Origin of the sequence: Pseudomonas sp. Sample_9 (assembly GCF_004307535.1) — a bacterium.
In the GTDB taxonomy this organism is placed as follows: domain Bacteria; phylum Pseudomonadota; class Gammaproteobacteria; order Pseudomonadales; family Pseudomonadaceae; genus Aquipseudomonas; species Aquipseudomonas mercuritolerans.
The window spans coordinates 17,295-28,229 of sequence record NZ_RAZO01000185.1; the positions used below are offsets into that span (position 1 = coordinate 17,295).

Sequence of the window (10,935 nt, forward strand, 5' to 3'; positions counted from 1 at the left end):
TTCTTCTACGCGTTAGGGCTGGCCCGCTTGCGGGCTATCAAGAAAAGGATGTCTTGATCAGAGCGTCGCTGCACGAACCCTCCGATTGATCATCATTTATCACCTGACAACTTCCTCCCGTGGAGGAAGGCGTGTGCCTGTTCTGTGGAACGTAGTGATGGATCTTGCAAGACCTGAACTTTCATCAAATCAAAAGAACGCGCGGAAGGTGATACAACCATGTTCAACCTACATCACAAGGCTGACCTGCGGGAAATCGAGCGCTTCAGCTGTGCGCTGACCGAGGCCAACGCGAAAATCGAAGCGATCAGCCGCTCGATGGCGATGATCGAATTCACCCCGGAAGGCATCGTCCTCGACGCCAACGAGAACTTCTGCAAGACCATGGGCTACAGCGCCGAAGAAGTGCGCGGCAAACACCATCGGATCTTCTGCGAAGAAAGCTTTTATCGCAGCGAGGACTACGCAAAGTTGTGGCGCGACCTGGCTCGTGGTGAACCGCTCAGTGGCACTTTTCTTCGCCTGAACAAGAGCGGCCGGGAGATCTGGCTTGAAGCCAGTTACATGCCGGTGTTCGGGCCAGACAAACAGGTCAGAAGTGTGATCAAGGTCGCGGCGGACATCACCGCGCGCATCAACAAAGAACATGAAGAAGAAGCCATGCTGGCGGCGATCGGTCGTTCCATGGCGGTGATCGAGTTCACTCCCGAAGGCCATGTCATCCGCGCCAACGACAACTTCCTGCAGACCATGCAGTACGCGCACCCTGAAATTGTCGGCCAGCACCACAGCCTGTTCTGTCACCGGGCCGAAGCGGAATCTGCGCAGTACAAGGCATTCTGGGCTTCGCTCAATCGCGGCGAATATCACTCGCACCGCTTCGAGCGCAAGAACAAGTCCGGGCAGATGGTTTATCTGGAGGCATCGTATAACCCGTTGTTCGATGCCAAGGGCCGCTTGTACAAAGTGGTCAAGTTCGCCAGCGACATTACCAAGCAGATGACCACCCTGCAGAACGCTGCGGAATCGGCCCACAGCACCTCGGTACAAAACGACGCCTGCGCGCAAAAAGGCTCACAGGTGGTGCAGCAGACCGTGCAGATCATTCAGGACATTTCCCGCGACCTGAACGAAGCCGCGGTGAGCATCGATGCGGTAAGCAAACAGTCGGACATCATCGGCACCATCGTCCAGACCATTCGCGGCATTGCCGACCAGACCAACCTGCTGGCACTCAATGCAGCGATCGAAGCGGCGCGCGCCGGTGAGCATGGACGCGGTTTTGCCGTCGTCGCCGATGAGGTGCGTAGCCTCGCCGCGCGCACCAGTCAGGCCACTCTGGAAATTGTCGACGTGGTGCGCAAGAACCACGACCTGTCGCTGAGCGCGGTATCGAGCATGCAGTCGAGCCTGAGCCGAACCGGGTTGGGCGTGGAGCTGGCGAACGAGGCGGGCGAGGTGATTCTGGAGATCCAGCAGGGCTCCCGGCATGTGGTGGATGCGATCAGCCAATTCAATGAGACCCTTCAATTGAACTGAGCTGTTTCAACATCACCAATACCCAATGTGGGAGCGAGCCTGCTCGCGAAAGCGTTTTGTCAGCTAGAACATGCTTGTCTGACACGACGCCTTCGCGAGCAGGCTCGCTCCCACAGTTGGGTCCTGTTTTGGCCTTCAGCGATGCGCAATATTCTCCAACGCCAGATTGCGCGTGCGCGGGCCGAATCAGCCAATGGTCAACATCGCGATCAATATGTTACTGGCGCGTCACGCGCTTGTTGCTGAGTCGGGCAGTGCCGACGTTGGCAAACCGAAAATCCGGTCGAACAGCCAGTTGAACACGAAGGTGTAGCACGGGATGAAAATGATCAGCGCCAGATCCAGCAGGAACGCCTGCACCAGGCTGATGTTCATCCACCACGCGATCAGCGGAATCAGGAACACGATCAGCGTCAGTTGAAAGCCGACGGCGTGGGCGATGCGCCGTTTGACGGTGCGGGTGCGCGAGATCTGGCGACTTTCCCAGCGTTCGAACAACGAGGTGTAGATGAAATTCCAGGTCACGGCGATGCTGGTGATGATCACTGCCAGTGGTCCTGTGCTGCCCGGCGAAGTGCCCGACAACAGGGCCAGACCGAGGGCCGAGAAGGTCATGCCGATCACTTCATAGAGCGACACATAGACCAGTTTGCGTTTCACGCCTTGCATGCAGATTTGCCTCTTTCTTGGCTAATGTTGGCCAGCAGGGCTGGCGAAGGCGGCGAAAGATAGCTTCAATAGACCTGACAGAAAAAGTCGGTAGCTTTCAGTTTTATTGATAGGTGGGCGGGTTGAATTTCAACAGCGACAGCATCGAATTGTTTCTCGCGGTCATCGAGCGCGGCTCGTTTTCCGCCGCTGCCCGGCAATTGGGCAAGGTGCCATCGGCGGTGAGCATGGGCATCGCCAATCTTGAGGCCGAACTCGGTTACCCGTTGTTCGACCGCAGCCATCGTGAGCCGCAACCCACGGCGATGGCGCAGTCGTTGGTGCCCCACGCGAGACTCATCGCCGAGCAGCTCAAGCAGCTGCAAGTGCACGCGGTGGAGCTGTCGTTGGGACTGGAAAGCAGGTTGTCGATTGGCGTGGTTGCGGACATGGATCGGCGGCGCTTGCTGGCAGCGATCAAGGTGATTGCCGAGCGGCATCCGTTGCTCGATATCGAAGTGCTGACTGCGCCGCAGGATGATGTGCTGGCGATGTTGCACAGTGGCCGGATCAGCGTGTGTCTGGCCTTCGCCGGGTTGAGCGTGAATGCGCTGGAGCGGTTTCAGTTTGTCGGCAGCGAACGCATGATCGCCACGCTGGCGGCGGACAGCCCGTTGTTGCAGGGGCGGGATGTGTTTCTTGAGGATCTGGTGCAGGTGCGGCAGATCATCGTCGCCAGCCGTGACTTGCCGATCAGCGAAACGCGACCGTTGGTGGCTGAATCCTACTGGCGTACGGACAATCTCGAGACGGCAATGGAGATGGTCGAAGCGGGGTTGGGCTGGGGTAATTTTCCGCTGTCGGTGGTACAGCCGTGGCTGGAGGCCGGACGCTTGAAACGGCTGAATTTTCGCAACATCGAAAATGGCCTGGTGCTGCCGGTGCACGCGGTGTGGCTCAAGAGCCAGCCCTTGCAGAAGGGCGCGCAGGCCCTGGTTGACCTGCTCAGCCATTGAATTTGATAGAGATCCCCTGTGGGAGCGAGCCTGCTCGCGAAGGCGTCGTGTCAGCTGCATCAATGCTGACTGACCCACCGCTTTCGCGAGCAGGCTCGCTCCCACAAGGGTTGTGTTTCAACTCAGCATTTGTGAAGGGTCAGGTACTCTCGCGCACCTTCAGCTCAAACCCCATGTCCTCCACCGGTCGCGCTACCTTGTTGCCCGCCATCAACGTCAGCATCTGCTCCGCCGCGCGCCGGCCTATTGCCTCACGGGGGGTATTGATGCTGCTCAGGCGCGGCACCATGTGTTCGGACATCGGCAAATCGTTGAAACCGAGAATCGCCACTTGCTCGGGAATCTTGATGCCGTTACGCAAGGCTTCCAGCAGCGCGCCTTGGGCCAGGTCATCGTTGCCGAAGAAAATCGCATCAACATCCGGATGCGCCGCCAGCAATTGCAGGAACAACTCACCACCCAAGCCCACCGACGAAGCACGTGGCGTCAGCACTTCCAGATCCGGGTCGTAGCGGCCCGCCTTCTGCAACGCCTTGCGGAAGCCTTCACCGCGCAACAACGTGCGCTGATCCAGCTGCGCACCAATGTAGGCCAAGCGCTTGCGTCCGCGAGACAGAAGGTGTTCGGCGGCAGTTTCCCCGGCGCTCAACTGCGAGAAACCCACGCAATTGACTCCGGCAGCACTGTCCAGCTCCATCATGTACACGCAGGGAATGTTGCTGGCCTCGATCATCCGCCGCGAACTTTCCGTGCGATCAAAACCGGTCAGCAGAAACCCGCGCGGCTGATAGGCCATGTAGTTGCGCAGCAGGTTTTCTTCTTCATCGCGCGAATAGTGAAAGTTGCCGATCAGCACTTCGAAGCCCTTGGGCGTCAGCACCCGATGAATGGCTTCCAATGTGTCGATGAACAGCAGGTTGGACAGCGACGGCACCAGCACCACCACTGAATGGCTCTGCGCCGAGGCCAAAGCGCGGGCGGCAGGGTTGACCACATAGTTGAGTTCGAGCGCGGCCTTCTGCACTTTTTCCACCAGTTCGGTGGCTACCGTGCTCACCCCGCGCAACGCGCGCGAGGCAGTGATCGGGCTGACGCCGGCCAGGCGGGCTACTTCGTTGAGGGTCGGACGGCCGGTGGTGCGGGTATTTTTATCGTTCTTGGGGGAGGTCATCGGGCGGCTTGCCAAACAAAAATCAAGGCACTAAGGTAGCGCTGTCCTGATGCAGCTGCAAATGCGTGAGCGCGGTCCTGCCTGATCAGTGCTCTTTGGCGTTGGGAACAAACCTGCTGCAACCCAAAAAAACGACAAGAAGGCGTCGGCAACTTCTGCCTGTGCACTAGAGTCATAGCTAGCAAAGGTAGCGCTGTCTGCGCGCTGAGGTGTTATATGAGTCATCCCATCACCGCCCTGGTCATCATGGGCGTTGCCGGTTGCGGCAAGACGTGCGTCAGCCAGGCCCTGTGCCAATTGAGCGGCGCCACTGCCATTGAAGGCGATACTTTTCATCCGGCCGCGAACATCGAAAAGATGAGCGCGGGGATCCCCCTGAACGACGAAGACCGCGCCGGCTGGCTCGACAGCCTGTGCGATGAACTGCGTCGCGTCGATGCCCAAGGCCAGCGCCCGGTGTTGACCTGCTCCGCCCTAAAACACAGCTATCGCGAACGTCTGCGCAGTGCCTTGCCGGGCCTCGGTTTCGTGTTTCTTGAATTGACTCCGGAAGTCGCCGCCGAGCGTGTATCGCACCGCCCGGGCCACTTCATGCCGGCGACGTTGATCGAAAGCCAGTTCGCCACCCTCGAATCGCCCAAGGGCGAGCCGCTGACTTTGCCGCTCAATGCCTCGATTCACAGCGTCGAAGAGCTGGCCCTGCAGGCTCACGTCTGGTGGCAGGCCAACGGTCTGAAACAGGCGGTATGAGTATGTTGAAAAAGACAGCGCTGTCCTCCCGACTTCTGTTCAACCCGCTTTAATAACAACAACAATCCAGGAGACACCCCCCATGTTTGGCATGTCCCACGAGACGTTCCTGCTGCTCGATGCGGTGGTCACGGTAATCGGCCTGATTATCCTGATCACCAAATTCAAGATTCACCCGTTCATAGCCCTGACCATCGCCGCCGCCTTCCTCGGCCTGACTTCCGGCATGCCGATCAACACCATCATCAAGGCGTTCCAGGACGGCTTCGGTGGCGTGCTCGGTTTTGTCGGCATCATCCTCGCCCTGGGCACCATGCTCGGCAAAATGATGGCCGAATCCGGCGGCGCCGATCAGATCGCCCAGACCCTGATCCGCGCCTTCGGCAAGGACAAGGTGCAGTGGGCGATGATGTTCGCTGCGTTCCTGGTGGGCATTCCGCTGTTCTTCGAAATCGGCTTCGTGCTGCTGATTCCGCTGGTGTTCATCGTTGCGCGTCGCACTGGCGTATCGATCATCAAGATCGGTATCCCGCTGCTCGCCGGCCTCTCTGCGGTGCACGGTCTGGTACCGCCGCACCCAGGCCCGCTGCTGGCCATCGGCGTGTTCGGCGCTGACATCGGCAAGACCATTCTCTACGGTCTGATCGTCGCGCTGCCGACCGCCATCATTGCCGGTCCGATCTTCGGTACCTTCATCGCCAAGCACATTCCCGGTCACCCGAATCAGGAGCTGGTCGATCAACTGGCCCGTGAAAACGATTCGGCCAACCTGCCGAGCTTCAGCATTACTCTGGTCACCGTGCTGCTGCCGGTGTTCCTGATGCTGCTGAAAACCTTCGCTGACGTGGCACTGCCGGACGGCAACTTCTTCCGCATCTGGATGGACATGATCGGCCACCCGATCTCCGCACTGCTGCTGGCGTTGCTGCTGTCGCTGTACACCTTCGGCTACAAGCAGGGCATCGGTTCCAACCAGATGCTCAAGTGGCTCGACGCAAGCCTGGCGCCTACCGCTGCGATCATTCTGATCATCGGTGCCGGCGGTGGCTTCAAGCAGATGCTGGTGACCAGTGGCGTGGGTGACGTGATCGGCCACATGGCGGTCAGCGCGCAGATTTCGCCGATCCTGCTGGCGTGGCTGGTGGCGGCGGTAATCCGTATCGCGACCGGTTCGGCCACTGTGGCGACCATCACTGGCGCCGGCATTGTGGTGCCGGTTGTCGGGATGATTCCGGGCGTCAACCGTGAGCTGCTGGTGCTGGCCACCGGCGCCGGTTCGCTGATCCTGTCCCACGTCAACGACGCCGGTTTCTGGCTGGTCAAGCAGTACTTCAACATGACCGTGGCCGAAACCTTCAAGACCTGGACTGCGATGGAAACCATCCTCTCGGTGGTGGGCCTGGGCTTCATCCTGCTGTTGTCGCTGTTCGTATAAGCGACGCTTTGCAGGCACAAAAAAACCGCAGCGATGCGGTTTTTTTGTGTCCTGATTTCACGGTTCACTGAAAGCCATTGTGGGAGCGAGCCTGCTCGCGAAGGCGTCGTGTCAGCTGCATCTATGCTGACTGACCCACCGCTTTCGCGAGCAGGCTCGCTCCCACAGGGGACAGGTGTCAGGCAGGGGATTTTGGATTGAAACCATCCGCGCGGAACATCCCGCGAATCCCGCGCACGGCCTGACGAATCCGATCCTGGTTTTCGATCAGCGCGAAGCGCACATGATCATCGCCGTACTCGCCAAAGCCCACGCCCGGCGAGACGCAGACCTTGGCCTCGGCCAGCAGTTTCTTGGCGAACTCCAGCGAACCGAGATGTGCATACGCCTCGGGAATCTTCGCCCAGACGTACATCGACGCTTTCGGATTCTCGACCATCCAGCCCAGTTCATGCAGGCCCTTGACCAGCACGTTGCGGCGCTGGCGATATTGCTCGGCGATATCGCGCACGCATTGCTGATCGCCTTCCAGCGCAGCAATCGCCGCGACTTGCAGCGGAGTGAAGGTGCCGTAGTCGTGGTAGCTCTTGATCCGCGCCAGAGCACTGACCAGTTCCGGATTGCCGACCATGAAACCGATACGCCAGCCGGCCATGTTGTAGCTCTTGGACAGGGTGAAAAACTCCACCGCAATGTCCTTGGCCCCGGGCACCTGCATGATCGACGGCGCTTTCCAGCCGTCGTAGACGATGTCGGCGTACGCCAGGTCGTGGATGACCAACACGTCGTATTGCTTGGCGAGGGCAATCACCCGTTCGAAGAAATCCAGCTCCACGCACTGCGCGGTCGGGTTCGACGGGAAGCCAAGAATCATCATTTTCGGCTTGGGGATCGAACCACGGATGGCGCGCTCCAGCTCATCGAAGAAATCCACCCCCGGCACCAACGGCACCGAACGCACTTGAGCGCCAGCGATCACCGCACCGTAGATGTGAATCGGATAGCTCGGGTTCGGCACCAGCACCGTGTCGCCCTGATCCAGGGTCGCCAGCATCAAATGCGCAAGGCCTTCCTTGGAACCGATGGTGACAATGGCTTCGCTTTCCGGGTCGATATCGACTTCGTAGCGCTGCTTGTACCAGTTGGAAATTGCCCGGCGCAGGCGCGGAATGCCTTTGGAGGTCGAGTAACCGTGGGTGTCTTCGCGTTGGGCAACTTGGACGAGTTTTTCGACAATGTGCGGCGGTGTGGCGCCGTCGGGATTGCCCATGCTCAGGTCGATGATGTCTTCACCACGGCGGCGAGCGGCCATTTTCAGCTCGGCGGTGATGTTGAAAACGTAAGGGGGGAGTCGATCTATGCGCGCAAAGCGGCGCGGCGAACCTTGTTCGGCCATTGTTGCCTCGGATAACGTAAGCGCCCGGAACCGTCCGAGCGACGCTGGTCACTGCGGTGACCTGTGGCGGAAGATAAGGGCAGTGATGGCATACTGTCCAGCGCGGTTGTAAACATTTTTTTCAAGGAAAATCGGTCAATGGAATTCACCAGCGGCTTCTTGCTGAGCCTTTCGCTGTGCCTGGATATCGGCGTAGCCAACATCGCGATGATCACCCTGGCCATGCAGCGCGGCTACTTTCAGGGCTTCGCCCTGGGCCTGGGCACCTGCGTCGGCGACCTGATCTACGCGGTGCTGGCACTGGCCGGCATGACCGTTTTGCTCCAGTACGAAACCGTGCGCTGGGTCCTGTGGATTGGCGGTTCGGCGCTGCTGATCTACTTCGCGGCGAAGATGATTTACTCGGCGATTCACCACGAAGCGCTGCTGGCGGAAACGGCGGAAGTGGGGCAGAACTCCCATCGCAAGGAGTTTTTCCGGGGGATCTTTCTCGCCATGTCATCGCCGAGTGCGATTCTCTGGTTTGCTGCCGTCGGCGGTACGTTGATCGCCCGGTCCGGTGGCGGTGGTCCGTTGAGTTCGGCGCTGTTTCTCGGTGGTTTTCTCTGCGCCGGGCTGCTGTGGTCGGCCGGTCTGTGCTTCGCTGCAAGCCACGGCGGCAAACTGCTGGGCGACAAGCTGCTGCGCTACTCCTGTCTGGCATCGGCGGCGATCTTCTGTTATTTCGCGGTGTACGTGATCGTTTCCGGCTACAACGAGTTTGTCGGTTCAGGCGCCGTCGAGCAGTTGCATTCGCTGTAAACGTGCGAAACGGGTCGGGCTTTCTATACTCCCAGCCGAATCCACTTTTCCGTTCTGAGGAGTCGCGTCATGGATGAACAGCAACGCGTCGAGATAGCCGAGCCTCGCTTCGAACACGGGCAATTTCTGCTGATTGCCGGTTTCGGCGGGCGATTCACTCAGGAGACCACCGAAGACATTCCCGCGTTGTGGGAAAAACTGATCCCGCACTTGGGAAAAATCCCCGCGCAAGTCAACGAAGTGACCTACGGCGTTTGCTGCAATGCGGACGGCGAGGGCGGTTTCGAATACATCGCTGGCGTGCAGATCGACAAGCTTGATGAGCTGCCGGAGAAGTACCGCTGGGTTGAAATCCAGCCGCAGCATTACGCGGTCTTTGAGCACAACAGGCCATTGAAGCAACTGCCGCAGACTTTTCAGTACATCTGGAACACCTGGCTGCCGCAATCAGGCCGTGAAGCAGCAGATGCCCCGGAATTCGAGCGTTACAGCGCAGATTTCAATCCGAAACTGCACACCGGTACGCTGGAAATCTGGTTGCCACTCAAACCCTGAAAGCAACCAATCGAGGCGGATCATGTCCGCCCCGGTTGATCTGCTTTATGCTTGGCGACCTCAATTCCAATGATTTCCGAGTTGCCATGAACACCGTGATCCGCAACGTCAGCGCCGCCGACCTCGACCGCTGCTACGCCATCGAAACCGTCGCCTACGAAGGCGACGAAGCCGCGACCCGCGAGAAGATCGCCACGCGCATCGCCACCTGGCCGGACGGCTTCATCGTCGCCGAGGTGGACAGCGTGGTCGCCGGTTTCATCAATTCCGGCGCGGCGTTCGACGTGCAGATGTCCGACGAGGCCTTCAAGGAACTGATCGGCCACGACCCGAAAGGCCCGAACGTGGTGATCATGTCGGTGGTGGTGCACCCGGATTACCAAGGGCTGGGCCTGGCCAAGCGCCTGCTCGCCGAATTCGTCGAGCGCATGCGCGCCTTGGACAAAGCGACAATTCATCTGATGTGCAAAGAGCAGCACATTGCGCTGTATGCCGGCTTTGGCTTTGCCTACATCAAGCCGTCCGAGTCCGACCACGGCGGCATGGCGTGGCACGAGATGATCCTCACTCTCTAAGCCTCAATCAAAACTGTGGGAGCGAGCCTGCTCGCGAAGAGGCCGTGTCAGCCAACCAATTTGTTGACAGATATGACGCTTTCGCGAGCAGGCTCGCTCCCACAGGGGGTTGTGGCGTTTTGAGTTCCGCGTTTAGTAGAGGGTATCGCGCACCCGTTTCGGCGCTTCCCGGTCGTAGGTCTCGGCGTCGAACTGGCCGTCATTCAGCCGCTTGTGGAACGCGCCAGCAGATGGCAGGGCCGAGCGCGGCAGGTGCGTTTCGGGATTCCACGCATCCGAGCGCACAAACGCTTTCGAACAATGGAAGAACGCCGCTTCCACCGTCACCAGCAGCACCGTTTTCGCCGGTTTGCCATTTACTGCAAAACTCTCCAGCAACGCTGGATCAGCGCTGATTGTGGCGGGGCCATTGACCCGCAAAGTCTCGCCGATCCCGGGAATGATGAACAGCAGCGACACTCGCGGATCGTGCAGCACATTGCGCAAGGTATCGATGCGGTTGTTGCCCGGGCGATCCGGCAGGGCCAACGTGTTTTGATCAATGATCCGAACAAATCCCGGCGCATCACCGCGCGGCGAGTTATCGAGGCCATCGGTCCCCACCGAGCTGACAATCACGAGCGGTGACAGGCGCACCATCGCCTGATAATCCTCGTTGAGAAAGCCGATCTGCTTGCGCACCGCACGTTCGTGGGGCAATCCGTAAATAGCTTCCAGTGCTTCGATTGAATCGATCATCGTGCATCCCTCTACGATCTAGAAAAACAGCCCCATACGCCGCTCGTAACCGATTCGGCCCTTGTAGGCTTCGCCGCTGTCGACGTAGCCGTGTTTGGCGTACAGCGCGATGGCCGCTTCGTTGTCGGCGTCTACCGACAGCTCCAGCCCTTTGATTTCCGGCCAGGCTCCAAGCGCGACAGCGGGCAGCGCTTGCAGGCAAGCCTTGCCGTAACCCTTGCCCTGCGCGCGCCGATCGACCTGCAGCGCATGCAATGTGGCGCTGTGTTCGTCGGCCCAGTCGGGCAATACCGGCGGGCGCTTGAGCAGCA

General features: G+C 59.4%; 12 protein-coding genes. 7 read left to right on the top strand and 5 right to left on the bottom strand.

The features are described 5' to 3' along the window. Window positions 1-219: 219 nt before the first annotated feature. On the top strand, window positions 220-1,539 hold the full coding sequence (locus tag D6877_RS10250) for a PAS domain-containing methyl-accepting chemotaxis protein (RefSeq protein WP_130910674.1): 1,320 nt from the start codon (window positions 220-222) through the stop codon (window positions 1,537-1,539). A gap of 228 nt (window positions 1,540-1,767) precedes the next feature. Here D6877_RS10250 and D6877_RS10255 read toward each other — a convergent pair whose 3' ends face one another. Next, complete coding sequence (locus D6877_RS10255; protein WP_130910675.1) at window positions 1,768-2,208, bottom strand: PACE efflux transporter; 441 nt, start codon at window positions 2,206-2,208, stop codon at window positions 1,768-1,770. 122 nt (window positions 2,209-2,330) lie between these two features. Between D6877_RS10255 and D6877_RS10260 the strand changes: the two genes are divergently transcribed. Then, window positions 2,331-3,203 carry a LysR family transcriptional regulator gene (locus D6877_RS10260; RefSeq protein WP_130910676.1) on the top strand — a complete coding sequence of 291 codons (873 nt, stop codon included), beginning with the start codon at window positions 2,331-2,333 and terminating at the stop codon, window positions 3,201-3,203. 139 nt (window positions 3,204-3,342) lie between these two features. Here the strand turns inward: D6877_RS10260 and D6877_RS10265 are convergent, their stop codons facing one another. Then, window positions 3,343-4,374, bottom strand: coding sequence for a LacI family DNA-binding transcriptional regulator (locus D6877_RS10265; RefSeq protein WP_024014046.1), 1,032 nt, complete (start codon window positions 4,372-4,374; stop codon window positions 3,343-3,345). A 216-nt stretch (window positions 4,375-4,590) separates the two neighbouring features. Between D6877_RS10265 and D6877_RS10270 the strand changes: the two genes are divergently transcribed. Next, a complete protein-coding gene (locus D6877_RS10270; protein WP_016773550.1) occupies window positions 4,591-5,124 on the top strand; it encodes a gluconokinase in 534 nt (177 codons plus the stop codon). A gap of 82 nt (window positions 5,125-5,206) precedes the next feature. Continuing rightward, the gene (locus D6877_RS10275; RefSeq protein ID WP_016773551.1) at window positions 5,207-6,559 is read left to right on the top strand and encodes a GntP family permease; all 1,353 of its coding nucleotides are present in this window, start codon (window positions 5,207-5,209) and stop codon (window positions 6,557-6,559) included. 178 nt (window positions 6,560-6,737) lie between these two features. Here the strand turns inward: D6877_RS10275 and alaC are convergent, their stop codons facing one another. Next, window positions 6,738-7,955, bottom strand: coding sequence for an alanine transaminase (alaC, locus tag D6877_RS10280; RefSeq protein ID WP_056787993.1), 1,218 nt, complete (start codon window positions 7,953-7,955; stop codon window positions 6,738-6,740). Window positions 7,956-8,093: 138 nt separating this feature from the next. Between alaC and D6877_RS10285 the strand changes: the two genes are divergently transcribed. The 3 genes from D6877_RS10285 (at window position 8,094) to D6877_RS10295 (ending at window position 9,886) form a co-directional block, all read left to right on the top strand. Next, the gene (locus tag D6877_RS10285) at window positions 8,094-8,756 is read left to right on the top strand and encodes a LysE family translocator (protein WP_130910677.1); all 663 of its coding nucleotides are present in this window, start codon (window positions 8,094-8,096) and stop codon (window positions 8,754-8,756) included. Window positions 8,757-8,825: 69 nt separating this feature from the next. Then, window positions 8,826-9,311 (top strand): GyrI-like domain-containing protein, encoded by a 486-nt coding sequence (locus D6877_RS10290; protein ID WP_130910678.1) that lies wholly within the window; start codon window positions 8,826-8,828, stop codon window positions 9,309-9,311. A gap of 86 nt (window positions 9,312-9,397) precedes the next feature. Further along, window positions 9,398-9,886: an N-acetyltransferase gene (locus D6877_RS10295; protein ID WP_130910679.1), complete on the top strand. Its 489-nt coding sequence runs from the start codon at window positions 9,398-9,400 to the stop codon at window positions 9,884-9,886. Window positions 9,887-10,018: 132 nt separating this feature from the next. Here the strand turns inward: D6877_RS10295 and D6877_RS10300 are convergent, their stop codons facing one another. Together D6877_RS10300 and D6877_RS10305 are read right to left on the bottom strand one after the other, a co-directional pair. Continuing rightward, complete coding sequence (locus tag D6877_RS10300; RefSeq protein WP_130910680.1) at window positions 10,019-10,624, bottom strand: pyridoxamine 5'-phosphate oxidase family protein; 606 nt, start codon at window positions 10,622-10,624, stop codon at window positions 10,019-10,021. 18 nt (window positions 10,625-10,642) lie between these two features. Next, the coding region (locus D6877_RS10305; protein ID WP_130910681.1) for a GNAT family N-acetyltransferase at window positions 10,643-10,935 on the bottom strand (293 nt) is incomplete at its 5' end.

Excerpts from the sequence above, each read along its gene's own strand:
- D6877_RS10255 (WP_130910675.1), bottom strand. The coding sequence starts at position 2,208 with ATGCAAGGCGTGAAACGCAAACTGGTCTATGTGTCGCTCTATGAAGTG.
- D6877_RS10265 (WP_024014046.1), bottom strand. The coding sequence starts at position 4,374 with ATGACCTCCCCCAAGAACGATAAAAATACCCGCACCACCGGCCGTCCG.
- alaC (WP_056787993.1), bottom strand. The coding sequence starts at position 7,955 with ATGGCCGAACAAGGTTCGCCGCGCCGCTTTGCGCGCATAGATCGACTC.
- D6877_RS10270 (WP_016773550.1), top strand. The coding sequence starts at position 4,591 with ATGAGTCATCCCATCACCGCCCTGGTCATCATGGGCGTTGCCGGTTGC.
- D6877_RS10295 (WP_130910679.1), top strand. The coding sequence starts at position 9,398 with ATGAACACCGTGATCCGCAACGTCAGCGCCGCCGACCTCGACCGCTGC.
- D6877_RS10250 (WP_130910674.1), top strand. The coding sequence starts at position 220 with ATGTTCAACCTACATCACAAGGCTGACCTGCGGGAAATCGAGCGCTTC.
- D6877_RS10275 (WP_016773551.1), top strand. The coding sequence starts at position 5,207 with ATGTTTGGCATGTCCCACGAGACGTTCCTGCTGCTCGATGCGGTGGTC.
- D6877_RS10285 (WP_130910677.1), top strand. The coding sequence starts at position 8,094 with ATGGAATTCACCAGCGGCTTCTTGCTGAGCCTTTCGCTGTGCCTGGAT.
- D6877_RS10300 (WP_130910680.1), bottom strand. The coding sequence starts at position 10,624 with ATGATCGATTCAATCGAAGCACTGGAAGCTATTTACGGATTGCCCCAC.
- D6877_RS10290 (WP_130910678.1), top strand. The coding sequence starts at position 8,826 with ATGGATGAACAGCAACGCGTCGAGATAGCCGAGCCTCGCTTCGAACAC.